The 21,379-nt window shown below is 46.8% G+C and carries 17 protein-coding genes; 11 read left to right on the top strand and 6 right to left on the bottom strand.

Annotation, left to right across the window (positions count from 1 at the left end):
* Positions 1 to 130: 130 nt before the first annotated feature.
* From pafA to ABIE50_RS31010, 3 genes are read left to right on the top strand one after another with little or no spacing between them, the layout of a single operon-like run.
* Positions 131 to 1,798, top strand: a complete 1,668-nt coding sequence (gene pafA, locus ABIE50_RS31020) for an alkaline phosphatase PafA (RefSeq protein ID WP_209862949.1) — start codon at positions 131 to 133, stop codon at positions 1,796 to 1,798.
* A 49-nt stretch (positions 1,799 to 1,847) separates the two neighbouring features.
* Complete coding sequence (locus tag ABIE50_RS31015; protein WP_209862946.1) at positions 1,848 to 2,627, top strand: enoyl-CoA hydratase/isomerase family protein; 780 nt, start codon at positions 1,848 to 1,850, stop codon at positions 2,625 to 2,627.
* Between the two features lie 37 nt (positions 2,628 to 2,664).
* Positions 2,665 to 3,312, top strand: a complete 648-nt coding sequence (locus ABIE50_RS31010; RefSeq protein WP_209862943.1) for a hypothetical protein — start codon at positions 2,665 to 2,667, stop codon at positions 3,310 to 3,312.
* A gap of 258 nt (positions 3,313 to 3,570) precedes the next feature.
* On the opposite strand, the gene ABIE50_RS31005 is transcribed toward ABIE50_RS31010, so the two are convergent.
* Positions 3,571 to 4,350, bottom strand: a complete 780-nt coding sequence (locus ABIE50_RS31005; protein WP_209862942.1) for a hypothetical protein — start codon at positions 4,348 to 4,350, stop codon at positions 3,571 to 3,573.
* A gap of 239 nt (positions 4,351 to 4,589) precedes the next feature.
* Positions 4,590 to 4,874 (bottom strand): hypothetical protein, encoded by a 285-nt coding sequence (locus ABIE50_RS31000; protein WP_209862939.1) that lies wholly within the window; start codon positions 4,872 to 4,874, stop codon positions 4,590 to 4,592.
* A gap of 278 nt (positions 4,875 to 5,152) precedes the next feature.
* Here ABIE50_RS31000 and ABIE50_RS30995 point away from each other — a divergent pair, with 278 nt between their 5' ends.
* From ABIE50_RS30995 to ABIE50_RS30985, 3 genes are all read left to right on the top strand, one after another.
* The gene (locus ABIE50_RS30995) at positions 5,153 to 6,574 is read left to right on the top strand and encodes a tetratricopeptide repeat protein (protein ID WP_209862936.1); all 1,422 of its coding nucleotides are present in this window, start codon (positions 5,153 to 5,155) and stop codon (positions 6,572 to 6,574) included.
* Positions 6,575 to 6,754: 180 nt separating this feature from the next.
* Positions 6,755 to 7,519 (top strand): phosphosulfolactate synthase, encoded by a 765-nt coding sequence (locus ABIE50_RS30990; RefSeq protein WP_142686024.1) that lies wholly within the window; start codon positions 6,755 to 6,757, stop codon positions 7,517 to 7,519.
* A 113-nt stretch (positions 7,520 to 7,632) separates the two neighbouring features.
* Positions 7,633 to 8,367, top strand: a complete 735-nt coding sequence (locus ABIE50_RS30985; RefSeq protein WP_209862932.1) for a shikimate dehydrogenase family protein — start codon at positions 7,633 to 7,635, stop codon at positions 8,365 to 8,367.
* A gap of 222 nt (positions 8,368 to 8,589) precedes the next feature.
* Here the strand turns inward: ABIE50_RS30985 and ABIE50_RS30980 are convergent, their stop codons facing one another.
* Positions 8,590 to 9,387 (bottom strand): class I SAM-dependent methyltransferase, encoded by a 798-nt coding sequence (locus ABIE50_RS30980; protein WP_142686026.1) that lies wholly within the window; start codon positions 9,385 to 9,387, stop codon positions 8,590 to 8,592.
* A 122-nt stretch (positions 9,388 to 9,509) separates the two neighbouring features.
* Here ABIE50_RS30980 and truB point away from each other — a divergent pair, with 122 nt between their 5' ends.
* Positions 9,510 to 10,205: a tRNA pseudouridine(55) synthase TruB gene (gene truB, locus ABIE50_RS30975; RefSeq protein ID WP_209862929.1), complete on the top strand. Its 696-nt coding sequence runs from the start codon at positions 9,510 to 9,512 to the stop codon at positions 10,203 to 10,205.
* On the opposite strand, the gene tamL is transcribed toward truB, so the two are convergent.
* A complete protein-coding gene (tamL, locus tag ABIE50_RS30970) occupies positions 10,186 to 12,618 on the bottom strand; it encodes a translocation and assembly module lipoprotein TamL (RefSeq protein WP_354028301.1) in 2,433 nt (810 codons plus the stop codon). The two genes, truB and tamL, sit on opposite strands and share 20 nt — an antisense overlap.
* Before the next feature lie 102 nt (positions 12,619 to 12,720).
* Between tamL and ABIE50_RS30965 the strand changes: the two genes are divergently transcribed.
* The 3 genes from ABIE50_RS30965 to ABIE50_RS30955 are packed head-to-tail and all read left to right on the top strand — an operon-like array spanning position 12,721 to position 16,789.
* The gene (locus ABIE50_RS30965; protein WP_502913950.1) at positions 12,721 to 13,461 is read left to right on the top strand and encodes a TrmH family RNA methyltransferase; all 741 of its coding nucleotides are present in this window, start codon (positions 12,721 to 12,723) and stop codon (positions 13,459 to 13,461) included.
* A gap of 6 nt (positions 13,462 to 13,467) precedes the next feature.
* Positions 13,468 to 14,493 (top strand): hypothetical protein, encoded by a 1,026-nt coding sequence (locus tag ABIE50_RS30960; RefSeq protein ID WP_209862922.1) that lies wholly within the window; start codon positions 13,468 to 13,470, stop codon positions 14,491 to 14,493.
* Between the two features lie 25 nt (positions 14,494 to 14,518).
* Positions 14,519 to 16,789, top strand: coding sequence for a hypothetical protein (locus tag ABIE50_RS30955; RefSeq protein WP_354028258.1), 2,271 nt, complete (start codon positions 14,519 to 14,521; stop codon positions 16,787 to 16,789).
* Here ABIE50_RS30955 and ABIE50_RS30950 read toward each other — a convergent pair whose 3' ends face one another.
* A complete protein-coding gene (locus ABIE50_RS30950) occupies positions 16,790 to 18,025 on the bottom strand; it encodes an ABC transporter permease (RefSeq protein WP_209862918.1) in 1,236 nt (411 codons plus the stop codon). It abuts the gene before it with no gap.
* Between the two features lie 169 nt (positions 18,026 to 18,194).
* Between ABIE50_RS30950 and ABIE50_RS30945 the strand changes: the two genes are divergently transcribed.
* Positions 18,195 to 19,487 carry a type IX secretion system plug protein gene (locus ABIE50_RS30945; RefSeq protein ID WP_209862916.1) on the top strand — a complete coding sequence of 431 codons (1,293 nt, stop codon included), beginning with the start codon at positions 18,195 to 18,197 and terminating at the stop codon, positions 19,485 to 19,487.
* Positions 19,488 to 19,546: 59 nt separating this feature from the next.
* Here the strand turns inward: ABIE50_RS30945 and ABIE50_RS30940 are convergent, their stop codons facing one another.
* Positions 19,547 to 20,860: an NAD(P)/FAD-dependent oxidoreductase gene (locus ABIE50_RS30940; RefSeq protein ID WP_209862914.1), complete on the bottom strand. Its 1,314-nt coding sequence runs from the start codon at positions 20,858 to 20,860 to the stop codon at positions 19,547 to 19,549.
* Positions 20,861 to 21,379 lie beyond the last annotated feature (519 nt).

The raw sequence follows: 21,379 nt of genomic DNA, 5'->3' as shown, positions 1-21,379 counted from the left end.
ACAAAGGTATTAAAATATTACTTTTTGTAAACTTGGTTCACATTTGGCCAAAGCCTTTTTTTACATTTATTAATACAATAAGATGATATATCTTATTGTATTACAAAGACTTTTAAATTATTACAATCTGATGAAATTTACACATTTCCTGGCAGCTGCATTCCTGTTGTCTGCTATTAATGGCGCTGCGCAGAGCACTTCTTCTTCAAAGCCGTCCAACTCTCTTCCTGCTGCCGGAAACACCAAAACAACCGCCCGTCCCAGGCTCATAGTAGGTATGGTGGTAGATCAGATGCGATGGGATTACCTGTACCGCTATGCCGGCAGGTATGGAGCCGGTGGCTTTAAACGTTTGCTGCAGGAAGGTTTTTCCTGTGAAAATACCCTGATCAATTACACACCTACCATTACCGCCTGCGGGCATACCTGTGTGTATACCGGCTCTGTGCCTGCTATACATGGTATCATCGGCAACACCTGGTACAGCCCTGAACTGGGCCGCACGGTGTATTGTGCGGAAGATACTACGGTAACAACGGTAGGCAGTTCTTCTGCTGCCGGTAAAATGAGCCCGCGGAATATGCTGGTAACTACTATCGGCGACGAATTGAAGTTATCCAATAATTTCCAAAGTAAAGTAATAGGCGTAGCCATTAAAGACCGCGGAGCTATTCTCCCCGCAGGGCACAGCGCCAATGCTGCTTTCTGGTATGATGCCGGCACCGGTAACTGGGTGAGCAGCACCTACTACATGAATGAGCTGCCCGCATGGGCGCAGGAGTTCAACCGGCAGAAATTCCCGCAGCAGTATTTAAGCAAACCATGGACCACCCTTTATCCTGCATCCACCTATACCCTCAGTACCGCTGATGAAAAATCTTATGAGGGGAAGTATAAAAACGCCGCCAACACTTCGTTTCCGCACCAGTTGTCGGACATCGCGAATACCGCCATTTCCGCCTCTCCTTATGGCAATACCATGACGCTGGAGTTTGCCAAAAAAGCAATGGAAGCCTATGGCCTGGGAAAAGGGCAGGCAACGGATCTGCTGGCTGTAAGCCTTTCTTCCCCGGACTATGTAGGGCATCAGTTCGGTCCTAATTCCATAGAGGCAGAAGATACTTATCTGCGCCTGGACCAGGACCTGGCGGCATTTTTCACCTACCTTGATGCGAAAGTGGGCAAAGGACAGTACCTGTTCTTTATCACCGCCGATCATGGGGTAGCCCATGTGCCCGGATTTATGGCGGAAAACAAACTACCCGGCGGTACCTGGGACGATAAAGCGGTGGTGGCATCCCTGAATGGGCAGGTAGCAGCCAGGTTTGGTGTGAAAGAAGCAATAAAAGCCACTGATAATTACCAGTTCTGGCTGAATCACGATGCTATCGGGCAGGCTGGTAAAAGCGAGGCGGAAATCCGGCAGTTCATTATCAGGGAATTGCTGAAGTCGCCCGCCATTTCCAAAGCCTTTTCTACAGATAACCTCATGTGGACTGTTTTACCGGAGCCTATGCGCACTATGCTATCCAACGGTTTTAATACCAAAAGGAGCGGTGATATCCAGGTGGTGTTAACGCCAGGCTACATCGATGGCGGTAATACAGGCACCACTCATGGATTGTGGTACCCTTACGATGCGCATATCCCGCTGGTATGGATGGGATGGGGCATTCGCCCGGGCAAAACCAACCGTACCATTGGTATGACGGATATTACGCCAACCCTGGCAGCCTTGCTGCATATGCAGATGCCAAGTGGTAGCGTAGGTCAGGTAATACAGGAGATTACCCATTAAATTTTTTTTGTTTAGATTGCCATAAACAAGGCCTGGAAATTCTTTGTTTATGGCATTTTCTTTTATCGAATATACGGTGTCTGAGCGGGTAGCTACCATCGCCCTGAACCGGCCGGAGAAGCGTAACGCGCTCAACGGGCCCATGGTGGCGGAGCTCCGTGCTGCATTCCGTACGGCGGCAGCTGATGAAGCCGTGAAAGTGGTAGTGTTGAAGGGGAATGGGGAGGCTTTTTGTGCGGGAGCCGACCTGGAATACCTGCAGCAACTGCAGCAAAATACCTATGATGAAAACCTCGCAGATTCCCGGGAACTGATGCAATTGTTCCGGGAGATCTATGATCTTGATAAGATAGTGATTGGTCAGGTTGAAGGACATGCTGTTGCCGGTGGCTGCGGTTTAGTAACGCTGTGCGACCTCAGCTATGCAGTACCTGAAGCGCTGTTGGGATACACGGAGGTGAAAATCGGATTTATCCCCGCCCTGGTGGCCGTTTTCCTGGTCCGAAAAATAGGAGAGGGCCGTTCCCGCGAGTTATTGCTAACCGGTAAACTGGTAACGGCGGAAAAAGCCGCGGCCGATGGCCTGATCACGGCGGTAGTGCCCGCGCCGGAAATAGCCCAAAAGGTAGCGAAAGTGGCTGCCAGCCTATGTAATGAAGCTTCTTCAAACTCCCTGAAGGTCACCAAAAAATTGATTGGCACAGTGTTGGACTTACCGGTAGCGGAAGGGCTGGCGCACGCAGCCATACTGAATGCTGCCACCCGGGGCCATGACGACTGTAAACGCGGGATAGCCGCTTTTTTAAACAAAGAAAAGCTAAACTGGTAACGGATCACTGATTGCCATTATCTTAATTCAACACACTATGTCAAATCGGTTGTTATTAACTTTTACCTTTCTGTGCTGCACCGGCACATTACTGGCGCAGCGTGTTGTTTCAGATGCCAAGATCGTTTATAAAATGGAGCTGCCACCTGAGCAGCTGCAAATGGATGCCATGCTGGAAGGCAGCACCTTTACCCAGTACATGCGGGGTCCTCTGAGCAGGATAGATATGAATTTCAATATTGTACATTATACCTACCTGATCAACAGTAAAGCTGAAACCATGACCACGCTGATAGACCAGCATGGTAACAAGTACCTGATACGCGCAGGGAAAGATCAATATGAAAAGGACCTGAAACAATACGAGGGAATTAAGTTCCAGGACCAGGAAGAGATCAAGAAGATAGCAGATTACGACTGTAGAAAAGCCATTGGCACAATGCCTGATGGAAAAACTTTCGAGGTATACTATGCCATTGATCTTGTTCCGGAAAACAAGCAGTATAACCGCCGCTTTGTAAACCTGAAAGGAATTCCCCTGGAGTTTGAGATCCTTACAAAAACCGGGTCGAAAACGAGGGTAGTAGCCGTTAAAGTGGAATTGTACCCGATTCCTGCTTCCTATTTCGACGTACCTAAGACGGGGTATAAAGAGGTAAGTCAGAAAGAATTACAGAATATGTAGACAGTGCTTTTTCTCTAAGGAGCAGGTGGACTTGATCTACGTATATGAGGGAGGTGATACTAGGGTTTATTTCCCCTGGAAAAGGGTATAAAGAAGCACATTTCCGGTGTATAAGAGAGGGTTTATTTTCTTTAGGGGAGATGAATCGGGGCGGTTGCCTTCTTAAAAGCAGGCATATGGTCACGTATTTACATAACAAACCACGAAGCATATGCTTCGGTTAACCAATAATCAACAAATTCAAAGAAGGGAATAAGCTTATTCCAGTTGATACAGCGCTACAGATGGGCGGTTGACCGGGCTGAGGTGATAGCCCGTAATATTTTGCAGACAGCCGGCCGGTATTTTTCCGGACACCGGCATTTTTTCCGTTTTAACCGGCTTTTTCCTTTTGGGGGTATTTACGAGTACGCCAACAATATCGGCTGCCATGAAACGACGGTCGAAGGAGGCAGCCCCTGCCTTAAACATTCTTACCTGTAATACCAGCATCAGGAGCCCTTTGCCCGGTACCGTCAGCTCCATGGTAGCGCCGGGGAACGGAACTCCTGTATCCGCTGTAATGGTGGCTGTACGCCTGGCGGTTATTTTCCTTGTAACAAAGCACACACGGACGGCGATAGCTTTAATTTCCAGTATGGAGCCGGCTTCCTGCTCCGGTAATGGTTGTGCGGGTATTTGAATAATCCCGCCCGGTAAAATCACTGGCTGGCTGAAAAAAAACTTTTCCACATTACAGTGCCTGTTAAACTGGAAGCCTTCCAGGGAGTGTAGGTCTTTTCCGGCCTGGATAAGCGTTTTATTCAGGCAATTGCCCATTGAGCCGCCGGGAAATATATCCAGGTGGGGAACAATAGCCTGCCTGATTAGTTTTCCTTTACTGCTGGCGATACCAAAGTTGCGGGAGGCTTGCCGGGTGGCTGTTGTTTGACGGACCTTTTCGGGTAAGCTGCGCAAATAGCAGGCGCCATTTCTCCGGTAGCCGATTACGTTGCCCAGCTTACCGGTGAACTGGATCAAACCTGTTTGTTTTGCCATGAGTTAAGTTTTTTATTAAAAATAAATAAAGCTTTTATCATGGCAGGCTGGCGCTATTAGTAACTGACGAAAGGGAGTGTATGCCGTATTGGACGCTGTTTAAAGTGAGTTGGACCGGGGTTAGAATTTATTCAAAGGGAAAGCATGAGGCCTTGGAAGTTGTCTAAAAAAAGAGCCGGTTAAAAAGCTGTTGAACTTTTTAACCGGCCCATATTGTAATTGAAGAAACGTTAAAGTTATTACCCTTTCTTAAGCGGCAGAATGATCTGCAGTTTCTGAAAGTTCATGTTTCCAGGAGGTTGTGCCTGTACCTGGACGTTTGAAGGAACTACGTAAGTAACATTACCCTTTGTATAGGTCATTACTGCTTTCAGGTTAATGACAGTATTGTTATTGTTGGTAGTAGTAAACTTAAAGGCTGAGTTGAAGGTACCGGAAAAGCGGTAGCCAGCGTCAAGGCTCAGGTTGGTTTTGGGCATAGCTGTGTTCAGCACAAAATGTGGGCTGTCAGCTGTTTTTTTCACTTTGTCTTTATTATTATCGGTCGGCCAAACGTTATTGTTCGCCACCGCATTGAGAGCAAAAAACGCCATTGCGCCCGCTAACAAGCAAGACAATGAAAAGGTGCGTGATATGTAAGTTTTCGCTTTCATTGTAACACAAATGTACAAACTTTTTGATGTATCAAATAACATCTTCTTAACGCAAGATACGAAGAAATCACAAAGAATTGTTAAAAATATTTTAAAACATTGATTTACCCCCATATTTGGGCATAAATAAAAGTACTATATTTACATTAATGAGTAAAGACTTTTCATTTTTAAACGAGGATTTTGATGATCTGAGAGACTTGTTGCAGCAGTTTGAAAACCTCCGGGCAGGTAAGTCTCATTCTTTTTTGGACGAAGATTCATTTGAGCAGATCATAGACTATTATGATGAGCATGACGAAATGCCGACCGCATTGCAGGCCGCAGAAATAGCCATCGAACAATTTCCCTATTCCTCCACCTTATTGCTCAAAAAGGCCAACTTACTGATAGAAACCAAAAAATATAAGGAAGCACTGGATCTGCTGGAGAAAGCAGAAGTTCTGGACCGCACTGATATCAATCTTTATATATTGCAAACAGACGTTTACCTGGCGCTGAACCAGCATCAGAAGGCGGCTGCTGTACTGGAAGAACAGATTGAACAGTTTTCGGGAGAAGACAGGACGGAATTGTTGCTGGAACTGGCTGATGTGTATGACGACTGGGAGGAATTTGAAAAAGTTTTCGACTGCCTGAAAATGGCGCTGGAATACGATCCTACCAGTGAGGAGGCGTTGCATAAGATCTGTTTCTGGACAGAATTTACCGGTCGCAATGAAGAGAGCATCCGTTTGCACACCGCCATTATCGATGAACATCCGTATAACCAGTTGGCCTGGTTTAACCTCGGAACGGCGTTCCAGGGGCTTAAGCTGTACGAAAAAGCGATAGATGCTTACCAGTATGCGGTGGCAATAGACGAGAAATTTGATTACGCCTACCGTAATATGGGCGATGCGTATATCCGGCTCCGTAAGTATGCAGAAGCGATAGAAGTGCTTCAGAAACACCTGGAAATAGCCAAGCCAGAGGATGTGATCTATGAAGCCATCGGGCATTGTTATGAGCGGCAGCGGAAATTTACGCAGGCCCGTTATTACTACCGTAAAGCTTCGCATCTGAGCCCCAGCGACGACAAGCTGTATTACAAGATCGCTGTGGCCTATATGATGGAAGCCAACTGGGAAAACGCTGCCAAATCCCTGCTGAGCGCACTTAAAATAAATAAAACCAACGCAGAGTATAACATGAGCCTGGGTGAATGCTACCTGGAGCTTGGAAAGAACAAGGATGCACTGGTACATTTCATGAATGCTGTACGTACCAGGCCTAAAAGCGCAGTTACCTGGCAGGAGCTGCTAAAGGGGCTGTATGTATCCGGTTTCCTGGAGGAAGCCCTTGTACAATTGGCCATAGCTGAGGAAAAGGCCGGACGGAAGCCCATTTTTATTTACTACCGGGCCGCTATCCTGATAGCTATGGGTAAAACAAAAGAAGGGTTGCTGCACCTGGAAACAGCCCTGCAACAGGCCCCAAAAATTGTTAAAAAGCTTGTAGAGCTTGACCCTGCTGTATTACAGCATGTGAGTGTGGTGGATCTGATTGCCCAATATCGCCGCAAACGTTAACCAATGTTATTTACTTTAATAAAATAAAGTATACTTCTTATTTTTGCGCCGGCTTTTAATTGTCATGGACAAAAGTCAATAGTATTTCCGGTTACTAAAATTGCATCTACGCTATCCCGAAGTGCCTGGCGAAAATTAGTATGTGTTTTACTGACCAATAAGAAGATAAAAATATTTCAAATGAATTTTAATCTGACACAAATCCCGGAAAGGACAAAGAAGCCCCGTACACATGGACTCACTATGGTAATGGACAAGGGGCTGAGTTTGGAAGAAGCACGAAATTTTTTATCGGTAGCAGGTCCGCATGTTGACATCCTGAAACTGGGCTTTGGCACTGCTTTCGTTACGCCCAACCTGCGCGCAAAAATTGAACTTTACCAGTCGGCAAACATTCCCGTATACTTTGGCGGAACACTGTTCGAAGCCTTTGTAATCCGCAACCAGTTTGAAGAGTACATAAAAGTGGTAAAGGAATTCGGAATCAGTTACATGGAAGTTTCCGACGGCTCTATCACCATCCCGCATGCTGAAAAATGCGGCTATATTGAGAAACTGGCTAAGATCGGACTGGTATTGAGTGAAGTAGGCTCTAAAGATGCAGAGCATATTATACCTCCCTATAAGTGGATAGAACTGATGAGCGCTGAGCTCTCCGCCGGCGCCACTTATGTGATCGCAGAAGCGCGCGAAAGCGGTAACGTAGGTATTTACCGCGGCAGCGGTGAAGTTCGCGAAGGACTGGTACAGGAAATCCTGACCCAGATCCCTGCTGAAAAAATTATCTGGGAAGCACCACAGAAAGCCCAGCAGCTTTACTTCCTGGAGCTGGTAGGCTGTAACGCCAACCTCGGCAACCTGGCTCCCAATGAGGTGATTTCCCTGGAAGCCATGCGTATTGGTTTAAGAGGAGATACCTTTAACCTGTTCCTCGACAGAGAATAGTTTTAGAAATAATTGCAGGATATTAATAACGGATGAAGGATTGTGGATATGATTGCATCAACACAGCTCCTTCATCCGTTATTTATCATTGGTAATGATCAATTCCCCCGTGCATGAAAATTTATGGACTTATAGGCTACCCGCTCAGTCATTCTTTCTCCAAAGGTTTCTTTAAAGAGAAATTTGAGAAGGAAAATATTTCAGGTTGTGTGTATGATAATTTCCCTATCCCGGGTATCTCTGAATTCACGTCTTTGCTGGAACAGCATCCGCAGTTGCATGGTTTGAACGTTACCATTCCCTACAAGGAAGCAGTGATCCCTTTCCTGGATGAGCTTAGCGATGCAGCTGCACAAATAGGCGCGGTGAACTGCATTCATTTTAAAAACGGGAAGAAAACAGGCTACAATACCGATGTAATAGGGTTTACCAAATCGTTGCAGCCACTGCTGCAGCCTCATCATCAAAAAGCCCTGGTGCTGGGCACCGGCGGCGCCGCCAAAGCCATCATGTATGCATTGGAGCAACTTGGCATTACCTACACTGTAGTGAGCCGGCAACCGGTGAATGGCGCTGTGTCGTACGAATCGCTGACCAGGCAGGTAATGGAAGATCATACGGTGGTTGTGAATACAACACCCCTGGGCATGTATCCCAAAACAGATACTTTCCCTGAAATCCCTTACCAGTATATTACTTCCAGGCACCTGCTATATGATTTGGTGTACAACCCTGCGGAAACCGCCTTCTTGCAACGCGGTGCTGCGCAGGGCGCTACCATCAAAAACGGGCACGAGATGCTGATACTACAGGCGGAAGCCTCCTGGGACATATGGAATGCAGCGTAGGGGATCGCCTTCGGCGATGCGAATTTTGTCTTGGAACGCTGATTACGCTGATTTTGATGATTTGTTTGATTTTATTTTAAAATAAAAAATAGTTAAGGGAGATATAAGCGAATAGATGCATATATCTCCCTTAATTATTTATAAAATCCCAAAAAATAAAATCAAACAAATCATCAAAATCAGCGTAATCAGCGTTCCAAGACAATCGCCGAAGGCGATCCACTACACTGGCTTGATCATATAGTACACGCATGTAGTGACGAAGTTCCTGAAGAAAGGAATGGCTGCAACAGGTTTCCATTGCACGCGTGCGTTAACACCGAATTTGTATTTGTAGATAGGATTGATCAGGTAGAACCTCCGCTGTGTAATTTTATACTGCTGTCGCTTTACAATGCGCTCAAAACGCTCAATGGAAATGCCGGTGGATTTTACATCCATAAGGTCAACCACTACATCATCGCCTTCTCCGAACATCCGCAGAACGCCTTTGTAGAGCGGTCGGGGAAGCAAATGAATGTAGGGCACCATACTGAGGAATTTGTTCTTGCAGATCTGCTGGTGGCCGCCATGGGGCATATACCAGGGTGGAAAGCCGAAGTATACCTGCCCGCGGGGGCTTAGTAACTGTTTGAGATGACCGATGATCTTCTCCTGGTCAGGAATATGCTCAATGGCATCTTTCAAAATAATAACATCAAAAGAGTTCCGGAATTCTCCCAGGAAATCCAGGTCATAAATATTTTTAGCGATCAGTTTTAATTGTCCGTTGTCGAGGTATTGCTGCAGGAAAGTTTTAGCCAGCTCAATACGGTCGGGTGCAAGATCCACGCCTACGCAGTTGCATCCTTTTTCCAGCAGGGGAGTAAGCACGCCGCCTTCCCCGCATCCTACCTCCATTACGCGCAGGCCTTCCAGTTGCGGAAATTCCTGCTGTATGAATGGCAGCACGTAGTCGCGCGAATTATCCACCTGTTGCTTGTGCCGTAGTGTTGCGTCTAAATGATGTTGTAAAGCCATGTATTTAAAATTGCGTGAATTTAATAAAAAGCGCTTAGCTTTCTGCTTTTAGTGGTCTTAAATAAATCCTATAATTGCCGGCCACATGCTGCGGGCTGCCTGCTAATAGCTATCTTTGCGGCATGCAAACGAACGAAAAGACCAATTACCAGGAAGGGGCCGTGATATTGATCAACAAGCCTTTAACGTGGACTTCCTTTGATGTAGTACGTAAAATAAGAAACATCACCAAAGCTAAAATAGGCCATGCCGGCACGCTGGATCCTTTAGCTACCGGACTGCTGATTTGCTGTACCGGTAAAATGACCAAAAAGATCAACGAATACCAGGCACAGGAGAAAGAATACACCGGTACTTTTACATTGGGCGCAACTACGCCTACGTTCGACAAAGAGTCTGAGCCGGAAAATTTTAAAGATATCAGCCATCTTGATGAAGCCGCTATACTGGCTGCCACGCGGCCCTTTATAGGAGAAATTATGCAGCTGCCTCCCATACATTCTGCTATTAAACAAAACGGGAAACCCATTTACCTGCTGGCAAGAAAAGGGGTGGATGTGAAAGTAGAGCCGAGGAAATTAACCATTACTGAATTTGAGATCACTAAAATAGCATTGCCGGAAGTACATTTCAGGGTGGTATGCAGCACGGGCACGTATATACGTTCCCTGGCAAACGATTATGGCGCACAACTAGGTTGCGGCGCTTACCTGAGCAGTCTTTGCAGAACCCGTATCGGTAATTTCAGTTTGGATAATGCTACTGATATGGAAGATTTTATTGCGGCTAATTCCGTTCCTAAAACGGATAACCAATAGCGATATTCCAGATGATATTTTCACGACGCCAGCGGCTGTCTTTCAGATCCCACTCACTCACATACCAGCCGTTCTTATTCCCGGTGAAGTAAGGCACTTTCAGCGGGATACCCCAATCCAGGCGGATGAGGAAGAAAGAGAAATCAAGTCGCAGGCCCGCGCCTGTGCCCATGGCCAGGTCATGGTACAGCTGGTCGAACCGGAATTCGGAGCCCGGCCGGGTGGAATCTTTCCGGATCATCCAGATATTACCCATATCCAGGAAAGTGGCGCCTTTCAGGTTTACAGTGCCGCCAAACATTCTCAGCAGATCGAAACGGTATTCGATGTTGCCCTCCAGTTTCATATCGCCGGTTTGATCGGGGAAAGCCTGTGCGGTGGCGGAGGAATCTTTATAGGAGCCGGGGCCAAGGGTACGCAAACGCCATGCACGGATACTGTTGGGGCCACCGGAGGTGAACTGCCGTACATAAGGCAGTACCTGTGAATAACTGTACGGGATGCCAACGCCGGCATAAGCCCTGGTCGCGAGCCCGCTGTGCAGTCCCAGTTTCCAGAAGTGGCGGTAGTCTGCTTCTATCTTTACGAAATTCGAGATATTCACGCTGGTCAGCGTTTCCAGGTTTGTCTTTTTACCGCTGATGCCGTTCATCAGGCTGTTGATGCCGCTGAGCCAAAGACCTGATTCTTCCACGTTCACCCTGAAGTAGCTGTAATGGCGCTGGTGCAGCAGGTCCTGGTTACTGAAAATAAATGAAACGCTTTCCCCGCCGATGAGTGCCGGTTCAAAGCTGCGCTTCAGGTACGGATTGGTATTTACTACGCTGTCGCGGAAAGTAGGGTCAAGGCTCACACCTACATAGTTGAGCGTAAAAGGCCGTACGATCCAGCGTTTGTAGATTGTTTCGTTCCAGTCGTATCCATAAGATAAATTCAAACTGGTAACATCAAATTTTTCTATGCGGGAGAGGTAGTTGGCGCCCAGTGTTAATCTTGTTTTTACATTGGAGCGGTTGCTTTGTTTAAAATTGAACGGCAAGGCAAACCGTGGCCAGGTAAGACTTACCTCGCCTCCAAACTGTTTGGATTGTAGCACCCAGCCAGATTCCTGGGGACGCACCAATTCAATACCGGTGCTTAGCGCCATACCCAGTTGGGTGGCGGTTTTATTCAGATTTATATGCCGGTAGTTCAGCGTAACGCCCGACCCCAGCGTATAGTCGGAACTGTTACTTAACTCGAAGCTCAGCCCCAGTTCCTGTTTGCGCCGGGGCGTAAGAAACACGTAGGCATCGAGAGTATTGGTAGAGTCTTTGGGCTCTTTATATTGCAGGGTGACGAATTGCCATACACCGATGTCGTACAGCTTATTAACGGTATTGGTGTATTGCTGGATGGAATAGGTTTCTCCCGGCCGCAGCAGGATAGACCTTGAAAGGATCTTTGGTTTCAGCATTTCCTGGTGGGCACGGATGGTAATAAACTTCCGTACATCCTGTTTCAGGGTACTGTCGTTTGGATTGCCGTTGAGAGAAAAGTCCGGATAGGCGTAGATCTTGCCGATGTGATACTTCTGCCAGGTATCGGCACTGTCTTCGGGGTTTTTGATCCGGACTTCCACATCCATTGTCAGTTTATCTCTTCCTTTATTTTCATTGAAGATATTTACAAATCCTTCAAAAGGGTTGAGCGTGTTACGGAACAGGGCTTTGTTGAGAGTATCTACACTGAATTCTATGGCATCGCGGTTAAATTTGTAGTACCCTGCATCTTTGATGAGGCGGGTGAGCCTTTCCCTTTCGCTGCCCAGGGTGGCTGATTTGAATACAACGCCTTTCTTAATCAGCGACAATCCTTCATTGGCTTTTACAATATGGAGGATGGAGGAATCAGGTACATTGTAGGTGATCTTATCTATTACGAAGTTTTTTCCTGTATTAACGCTGTAGGTAACGCTGGTTTTGTGGCGTGATGTTTTTTCCTCATAGTTTACGCTGGCATAAAAGAAACCCTGGTTGTGAAGATAGCTGGTCATACGTTCCACTGATTCCTTGGATTTGGTAGAATCATAGACCACTGGTTCTTCCAGGTTTCGTTTAGCGAGTACGAGGTTCCAGAACCAGTTGGATTTTTTTTCGTTGTACTTCTGGTTATAGAGCCATACTTTGATGCGGCTGTTGAGCAGTTTTTTATTGGGTTGTTGCGTCATCAGCGATTTGGATGAAAGGGAGCTACGCAGGTCCTGTTTTTCAGAATTGAGGATCTCCCCGTTTACATCTACTTTGGCACTGGTGTAAAGTGACTGGTCTTTCCGGAGATATTTGGTATTGGAGCAGGCCGCCAACGTGAGTATTACCGCCCATAGCAGCAATTGTTTCAGCAGTAAGGTTTTTGAATTGGGAAGCAGCTGCATCACGGGCAAAAACGTTGTTAAATTTTTTTAAGGTCAATGCTGACAAACGGGTAACCATGCCTCTTCTTGGCTGATTAAAAGAAATCGTGTAGGTTTGATCCCATGTTGTCAAAGGCGCAAATTAAATATATTCAATCATTACAGCACAAAAAAAACAGGCAAAAATCCAGCCAGTATGTGGCAGAGGGTGATAAGATTGTACAGGAGCTGCTACAGGCGGGCATGCCGGTGAAAGGAGTATTTGCAACAGCCGATTGGCTGGAGCAGCATGGCTCCCTGGCCGGCCGTATGCCGGCAGGTACTGTAACTGAAGTGGATGCTGCTGTGCTGAAACAATTGTCGTCACTCACTACGCCCAACCGGGCCATGGCCTTACTGGATATGCCTGCACGTGTGAACCCGCTGCCGGCCCCCGGTACAGTGGCACTGGCGCTGGAAGCCATCCAGGATCCGGGTAATATGGGTACGCTGATCCGTATTGCCGACTGGTTCGGGATTCCGCAGATCATTTGCTCGCCCGACTGTGTGGATGTGTATAATCCCAAAACCATACAGGCCACCATGGGTAGTATGATCCGGGTTCGTATAGCCGAATACGGTATCAGGGAATTGTTGCAGCAAACAAAGCTGCCTTCTTACGCTGCCACGCTTCATGGAAAGAATATTGCGGAGTTTCCCGCTATCAAAGAAGGTATCATCCTGATCGGTAATGAAGGAAGGGGATTAACGGAAGATGTTACCGCTATGGCTACCCACCGGATCACCATTCCCCGGATCGGTGGCGCCGAATCATTGAATGCTGCGGTAGCTGCAGGGATTATCTGCGGCCGCCTGCTTATTTAACCACTCATGAGCCCCAGGATATTATTTATCATCATACTATTGTTTTCCTGTAATCACGCTGCGAAACGGAAGGTAACGCCGGCATTTTATTACTGGAAGCAAACCTGGACGGGTAACAGCGCCGAGCTGAAATATATGCAGGAGCTGCCTGCCAGGCGGCTGTATGTAAAGCTGTTTGATGTGGATGTTAACGGGGCTACCCAGGCGCCTGCACCGGTAGCAGTGTTCAATCAGAAAGCTGCTTTTCCTGCCGGTGTGGAAATAGTACCGGTAGTATTCCTGATGAATGAAGTATGGGCACATCCTGACCCCGGGCTGGCCGCCAATGTGGCCAGGCTGATAGAGCAGCTGTGCGATTCCCTGCCGGCTGCCGGCATAAAGGAGATCCAGCTGGACTGCGACTGGACACAGGCTTCCCGGGATGCCTATTTCTCTTTTATAAAACAGATCCGGCAAACCCCCTTTTTCCGGCATCGGCGCGTATCGGCTACCATCCGTATGTACCAGGTGAAATATAAAGTACGCACCGGCGTGCCACCGGTAGACAGGGGATTGCTGATGTGCTATAACATGGGCGATCTGCGTAAACCGGGGTCACATAATTCCATTCTTGACATAGATGCTATGGAGTCCTACCTTGGTGAAAACAGGGTGGCAGGGTATCCGTTACCCCTGGATATTGCATTACCCTTATTCAGCTGGAGCGTTCTATTCCGGAACGGCACTGCATATACCGGTATTTTAAGAAATATCGGTACGCAGGAATTACAGGATACCACTATCTTTGCAATTGATGAGAAACAATTGTATACCGTGCGGAAAGATACCCTGCTGAATGGTTATCCCTTAAAAGAAGGAAATGTTATACGGCGTGAAACCATTGACCAGCCTTCATTGGAAGCAGCTGCAAAAATGGTGGCAAAACAATTGCGGACGCCGGACCCGGTTATCATATTTTATCATCTTGATTCAACAACCCTGAAAAAATATCCCTTAAATGAACTGCAAAAAGTTTGTCGTTTTTTTAATTAGCTTTTGTGCTGTTTTCTTTGGCAACGTGATTTACACTTTATCCTGCGGACCTACACCGGACCCGTATGATTATTACATTTCATTTTTCAGTCCGTATACCAAAGGCGGCGGCTATGAGCCGTTTTATTACACAGCCCTCACCAATTTTTTCGGGAACCCTACGCCGTCTGAGGAAACAGCCAATGTGGCCGACTGGCAAAACTATGCCGGTAACGGGATAACGGTGAAGGATATACGTGAATGTATCTATACCTATCCAAAGGAACAGTTATCTGCTATTGCAGAAGGCAGTGCTGCATTACCGGACAGCGTGAAGAGGAACACTTTTGCACAGTTCCTGGGAAAGGAAAAGAACCGGGAAGCAGCGCGTTACCTGTTGTTCGCAAAATCCTGCGAGCCGGCAGTAACCAGGGAAGACCAGTGGACTGCGCCGCAGCGCAACAATGTATTGATGGAGGCATTATATAAAGAGGGGCTGGAGCTGCATGATAAAGTAAAGGATAAGGATATCCGTGACCGTTACAGTTTCCAGTTGATAAGGCTGCGGCATTACAGCCGGCAATACGGGGAGGCGGTGGCTTCATTTGACCAGCTGTTTGGAGAAAAGGAAAGAGCTTCCCTGGTATATTATAAGGCCCTGGCACTCAAGGCAGGCGGCTTATATCACCTGAAAGATTCTGTGCAGAGCGCTTACCTGTTTTCCCGGGTGTTTGACAAGGCGCCATCGCTGCGGCTTTCCTGTTTTACCAGTTTAATGTGGACCAATGCGAGCATGGAACAGGTATACCCGCTTTGTAAAGACAATCATGAAAAGGCAATGGTAGCTGCTATTTACGGCTTCACCAATCCTGAGCCGGATGTAACGGCTATCCGGCGGGTGTATGCATTTGATCCGGCGTCTCCGGCACTGAATATATTGCTGGGAAGGGAAATCAATAAACTGGAAGATGCTTATTTCAGCCCGCTGCTGGGAGAAGGAGGAACCGACATGGTGGGCATCAGGGAAAACCCGCCCGGAGAAAGGAGCAGGATGCTGGCAAAGTTAAATGAATTACAAACTGTAACAGATAGCCTTGTTCAAAAGGGTAAGTTAAAAGATGCGGACCTGTGGCTGGTTTCATCTGCCTACCTTTCCTATATCCGTAAAGATTACCCGGCAGCTGCGCAGCAGCTGGCGGCAGTGCGTGCAAAAGATCCCGAAGTAAAAGACCAGTGGGAGATTGTAGGCCTGCTGGTGAACATCAACCAGCAAAAAACGATTGACAGCACATTTGAAGCGAAGCTACTGCCTTCCCTGAAATGGTTTGATACCAAAACCGCCGGCATCGGGAATTACTGGAACAGGGCCTGGGATGGCAGTGATGATAAGCGTTTTGCATTTGGTAAGATCTATCGTAACCTGTTGTTCGCCATACTTGCGCCACGTTATCACCAGCAGGGCGAGCTGGTAAAGGAGTCGCTGATAAGGGGACGCTGCGATTCATTGAATATGAACGACTATTTTGTTTCCGGTCAGACTTCGCTGGACCAGATCAATAACGACATGAAACCGGCAACGCTCATACGACTGAAAGAGTTCCTGCATCAGCCAGGTAAAACACCGTATGAATCTTACCTGGCAGGGTTCTTTCCCAAGGGCGTTAACCTGGACCAGGCTATAGGAGTGAGTTATGTGCGGCTCCATGATTTCAGTAATGCGCGCGACTGGTTTAAAAAGGCGGCTCCAGATGCGCTGGCTGTTTCCTACCAGGTGTTTCATGAGCAGCTGCAGGATTTCGGGGAAGATACCGCTGCAGGGCCATACAATAAGGCCATTACACAGCTGCAGTTTTGCGAGCGCATGCTGCAGTTGCAGGAAAAGATGAAAACAGCGCCGGTGCCGGCAAAAGTATATTATGATTATGCCACCGCGCTATTCAGCATTTCCTACTATGGCAGAACATGGTATTTTGTGAAAGGTTACCGTCCCAGCACTTCATGGTACTCCCCCGATTGTGATAAAGACGCTTTTGAAAAGCAGTATTTCGGATGTTATGCGGCTGAAAGCTATTATACGAGGGCTGCACAGGCCAGCACGGATAAAGAGTTCCGGGCACGGTGCGCGTTTATGGCTGCCCGTTGTTCCCAGAAGCGGATCGTTAGCAGGGATGACCGCGACAAGTATATTCACGCATGGATAAATAACCGTTATTTCCCGTTGCTGGCTGGCAGTTACGGGGAAACGAAGTTTTACCAGCAGGCATATAACCAATGCAGTTACCTGCGTGATTATGTAAAAAGTACCCGGAAGAAATAACTATTTAAACTGGATGGCTTTTACCGGTGTGATACGCCGGATGATCCTGGCCGGCACCTGCAGTATAAGTATACAGATGAGGAAGGTGCCTATGTTGATCAGCAGGATATCGACCCAGTGCAGGGATACGGCTGCCACCGACATGTAATAGGATTCTTCCGGCAGTTTGAAGATGCCTGTGGCCTGCTGCAGGAAAGCAATGCCCAGCCCGAAGAAGTCGCCGATCAGTATTCCCAGGATAACGATATAGGCAGCCTGGTATACAAATATTTTCTGGATATCCCAGTTGCGCATACCCAGTGCTTTGGCAATACCTATCATATTGGTGCGTTCCAGGATGAGGATAAGAATGGCTGTGATCATATTTATGATGGCAACGATGGTCATGATAACAATAATGATCAGCTCATTCTGGTTTTGCAGTTGCAGCCAGTCGAAAATATTGGGATAAATATCCCGGATGGTGCGGGTAAACAACTGATCCGGCAATGCATTGTTATCCATATACCTGGCCAGGGAATCCATATTGCGGTAGTTATTGATAGATAGTTCATAACCGCCCACCTGGTTGGGGTCCCAGTCGTTGAGCTTGCGCACCAGGTTAAGATCGCCGATCACATAAGTTTTATCATATTCCTCGATACCGGTTTTAAATATGCCCGTTACCGTTAGTTTGCGGGCGCGTGGTGGTAGTCCGCCTCCCTGTATAAAATAGATGATGGCCTTATCATTTACTTTCAGCTGCAATTCCCTGGCCATGTATTCGGAGATCATAATTTCCGGGGCATAGGAGCTATCGTTGAACTGTAGCAGGTTACCGGTCTGCAGAAAGCGCTTCAGCTGTGGCCAGTCGTACTCTTTATCTATTCCTTTAAAGATGATGCCGTCTATTTCTTTTTCGGATTTTATAATGGCAGATTTGGTAGCGTAGTTGCTGATGGATTTAATACCGGGCACTTTTTTCAAACTGTCCAGCAGGCTTTGGCGGCTGTAGAAGGGAATTTCTTCTGTGAGCGGGCCTGCGTTTGGCTGGTATTCATTGATATGGATATGGCCCCAGAAGCTGAAGATCTTTTCCTGGATCACCTGCTGAAAGCCGTTTACCAGCGCTGTTGCCAGGATCATTACCGCTACGCTCACCGCGGTGGCGGCTACTGCGATATTGATAATGAACTTTGAGAAAGAAGATCCCTTATTGAAAGCAATCCGTCTGGCAATAAAAAATGATAAGCGCATAGAACAAATATAGGGAAAAGCTGAAAGTGCAGCGCATAAAGCAAAAAGGTAGACTAATGGCGCCCGTGCCGGATAAATATTTTATCTTCGCCGGGGTCATTTGCTACCCGGCTTTTGGCTTCCGGCTTTCCGCTTTTAATCGTAACTTGAATAATATCAATTGCCTCATATGCGTACAGCAGCATTATTTTTTACAATAGCTCTTGTTGCCTGCCTGTTTAACAATGGCGCATCTGCACAAGTGAATGCTATTACCCCGGACCATGTATACCACAAGAATATCAGATCTGTGAAGTTTAACCAGGCAGGTGATCCGTTGAGCTTACCCATGTATACCATTGGCACCGGTGAGAAGCTGGAGCTCTCGTTCGACGACATGGACAATGATGTGAAGAACTATTACTATTCCTTTGTGCTTTGTAATGCGGACTGGACGCCGGCGCCGGTGAACCAGTTTGATTATATGCGTGGATTTTCCGAAACCAGGATCCTGAACTATAAGTTATCCAGTGTATCCTTACAGCGTTATACACATTACAGTATCCAGCTGCCGGGTACCAACAGCTATCCGGTAAAATCAGGCAATTATATGCTGAAGGTATACCTGGACAGCGATACTTCGCAGCTGGCCTTTACCCGCCGGATGTATGTGGTGGAAAATAAGGCCAGTATATCAGGATTTATCCAGCAGCCTATTGCACCTAAATTGTTCCGTACGCACCAGAAGATCAACTTTGAAATTAACACCGGTTCCCTGAATATCCAGAACCCTTTTGACCAGATCAAAGTGGTGGTGCTGCAAAATTACCGTTGGGATAATGCCCTCACCAAACTGAAGCCACAGTTTATTAACGGGAATATTCTGAAGTACAATGCAGAGCAGGACTGTATCATGCCTGCCGGTAAAGAATACCGCTGGATTGACCTGCGCAGTTTCCGCCTGCAAACGGAGCGGGTGCAGCGTTCGGAATATCATAGCAACAGCACCGATGTATTTGCGGTAACGGATTACGAAACAGCCGACAAGCAATACCAGTTTATTAAAGACATCAACGGGAAATATTACCTGGCCACGCTGGACGATTATGACCCTAATTTCGAAGGCGATTATGCCACTGTGCATTTCTCTTTTGGAGCACCGGAACCTTATGCTGGATATGATATGTATATTTTCGGAGAGTTTACCAACTATGAGCTTAACGATAACAACAAGCTCACTTATAATGGCGCCAGCCGCGCCTATGAAGGCACTATTTTCCTGAAGCAGGGGTATTATAATTACATATACGGACTGGTAGACAAAACAGCGGCTAATCCCAGGTTCGATACTGATATGACGGAGGGAAATTATTGGGAAGCGGAGAACAACTACACCATATTGCTGTATTACCGGGCGCTGGGTGGAAGGTCTGATGAGCTGGTATCGTCAATCACATTGAATTCGATCTTGAATCGTAAATAGGAAGAAATATTCTAGAAGAAGAAGGGAGATGAATCATTCATCTCCCTTCTTCTTTTTATTTATGCGCCTATACTCTGGCGTAGTTTAACAATATTGGCGGCGCCCCGTTTAATGATGATGCGGGTACCTCTTTCGTAGGTGAAATAGCGGTAGAACCAGTTAATGAAAACCACCAGCTTATTTCTGAATCCCAGTAAGCTCATAAGATGTACAATCATCCAGGCCAGCCAGGCAAGGTATCCGCTCATGCGTATACCTGAGAACTCGGCCACAGCCCTGTTGCGGCCAATGGTGGCCATGCTGCCAAGATCCTTGTAATAAAACCCTTTCATGGGCTTATTTTCCAGGGAGAGCCTGAGGTTATTCGCTACATTTTTACCTTGTTGTATAGCCACCTGCGCCACCATTGGGTAGCCTTTAGGGAAGCGGGGATCGTTGGTCATCTGGGCAATATCGCCTATAGCGTAAATGTTGTTAAATCCGCTGACCTGGTTCAGTTCATTCACCAGGATGCGGCCGTTGGGCAGGATAATGTCTGCAGGAATACCTTTTACAGGGATGCCTTTTACGCCGGCAGACCAAAGCAGGGATTGGGTTTGGATCAGTTCACCGGTACTGAGTGTAACGGTTTTGCCGTCATATTCTTTTACGCCTGTGTTGAGTAATACACGAACACCGATTTCCTGCAGTGCTTCCAGTGTTTTCTGAGAGGTAGTTTCACTAAAGGAGGCCAGTAGTTTAGGGCCTGCTTCAATGAGGTATACATTCATGAGCGACTGTGGCAGGGTGGGATAATCTTTGGGCATAATGTATTTGCGGAGCTCTGCAAAAGCACCGGCCAGTTCTACGCCTGTAGGGCCGCCGCCTACCATCACGAAGTTCAGTTTGGGTTTTATTTCTTCCGGGTTTTGGAGCAGCAGGCTTTCTTCAAATTGTTTTACCACGTAGTTCCTGATCTGCACGGCTTCTATGAGAGATTTCATACCGATGGCATTGTCTTCGATATCTTTATTTCCAAAGAAGTTGGTATTGCTGCCGGTGGCGAAAACGAGGTAGTCGTAATGTATTTCACCTATACCGGTTTCAAGTATATTTTCTGAAGAGCGGATACCGGTTACTTCCGCCATGCGGAATACGAGGTTTTGCTGTTTCCTGAAGATGCCTCTCAGGGGGAAGGCGATGCTATCCGGTTCAAGGCCGGCGGTAGATACCTGGTACAGCAATGGTTGAAAGAGGTGATAGTTGTTCCTGTCGAGTAACACTACCTGAACGGGTGCATGTTTAAGCTGTTTGGCAAGGTTTACGCCGCCGAATCCACCACCTACTATAACGATTCGAGGTTGTGTGGTTTCCGGGATGTTGGGCTGAATCATAATTCATCATTTTATATGGTTGCCGCAATTGTGATAATATGGTCTTAGATTGGGTATTGCAGGTTGTTGTCAAACTGCATACCGTATTAAAGATTCTCAAAGTTACGAAACTTTCAGAAAAAAATGAAAATTATGGGTGGGAATGCAGCGAAGGTTGTCTGACTCAGGATTATGATGATTATGATGATTTGATTTTTGTAGAATTTTGGAAGATTTAGGGATAATTGGTTTGATGTTGTCTGTGGGTGAATGCAGCGGAGGTTGTCTGACTCAGGATTATGATGATTTGATGATTTGATTTTTGTAGAATTTTGGAAGATTTGGGGTAATTGATTTGATGTTGTTGTCTGTGGGTGAATACAGCGAAGGTTGTCTGACTCAGGATTATGATGATTTGATTTTTTGACTTTTTGTGGAATATTGGATGATTTAGACAAATTGTATGTTTGCTGCATCTGGTAGGCGGCGTTTTGTTTGGTTTATAGATTATCATTTCATAGGGTAGGTTAACAATGACAT

The organism is Chitinophaga sp. OAE865, assembly GCF_040546735.1.
GTDB lineage: Bacteria > Bacteroidota > Bacteroidia > Chitinophagales > Chitinophagaceae > Chitinophaga > Chitinophaga polysaccharea_A.
The sequence above is the reverse complement of the archived record's forward strand: the minus strand, read 5'-3'. Positions and strand labels throughout refer to the sequence as shown.

What these genes read in the sequence shown, in the direction of transcription:
- ABIE50_RS30950 (WP_209862918.1), bottom strand. Translation starts at nt 18,025, where the DNA reads ATGCGCTTATCATTTTTTATTGCCAGACGGATTGCTTTCAATAAGGGA.
- ABIE50_RS30960 (WP_209862922.1), top strand. Translation starts at nt 13,468, where the DNA reads ATGAGCCCCAGGATATTATTTATCATCATACTATTGTTTTCCTGTAAT.
- ABIE50_RS30965 (WP_502913950.1), top strand. Translation starts at nt 12,721, where the DNA reads ATGTTGTCAAAGGCGCAAATTAAATATATTCAATCATTACAGCACAAA.
- ABIE50_RS31005 (WP_209862942.1), bottom strand. Translation starts at nt 4,350, where the DNA reads ATGGCAAAACAAACAGGTTTGATCCAGTTCACCGGTAAGCTGGGCAAC.
- truB (WP_209862929.1), top strand. Translation starts at nt 9,510, where the DNA reads ATGCAAACGAACGAAAAGACCAATTACCAGGAAGGGGCCGTGATATTG.
- ABIE50_RS30980 (WP_142686026.1), bottom strand. Translation starts at nt 9,387, where the DNA reads ATGGCTTTACAACATCATTTAGACGCAACACTACGGCACAAGCAACAG.
- ABIE50_RS30945 (WP_209862916.1), top strand. Translation starts at nt 18,195, where the DNA reads ATGCGTACAGCAGCATTATTTTTTACAATAGCTCTTGTTGCCTGCCTG.
- ABIE50_RS31015 (WP_209862946.1), top strand. Translation starts at nt 1,848, where the DNA reads ATGGCATTTTCTTTTATCGAATATACGGTGTCTGAGCGGGTAGCTACC.
- ABIE50_RS30995 (WP_209862936.1), top strand. Translation starts at nt 5,153, where the DNA reads ATGAGTAAAGACTTTTCATTTTTAAACGAGGATTTTGATGATCTGAGA.
- ABIE50_RS31010 (WP_209862943.1), top strand. Translation starts at nt 2,665, where the DNA reads ATGTCAAATCGGTTGTTATTAACTTTTACCTTTCTGTGCTGCACCGGC.
- ABIE50_RS30985 (WP_209862932.1), top strand. Translation starts at nt 7,633, where the DNA reads ATGAAAATTTATGGACTTATAGGCTACCCGCTCAGTCATTCTTTCTCC.
- pafA (WP_209862949.1), top strand. Translation starts at nt 131, where the DNA reads ATGAAATTTACACATTTCCTGGCAGCTGCATTCCTGTTGTCTGCTATT.
- ABIE50_RS30990 (WP_142686024.1), top strand. Translation starts at nt 6,755, where the DNA reads ATGAATTTTAATCTGACACAAATCCCGGAAAGGACAAAGAAGCCCCGT.
- ABIE50_RS30940 (WP_209862914.1), bottom strand. Translation starts at nt 20,860, where the DNA reads ATGATTCAGCCCAACATCCCGGAAACCACACAACCTCGAATCGTTATA.
- tamL (WP_354028301.1), bottom strand. Translation starts at nt 12,618, where the DNA reads ATGCAGCTGCTTCCCAATTCAAAAACCTTACTGCTGAAACAATTGCTG.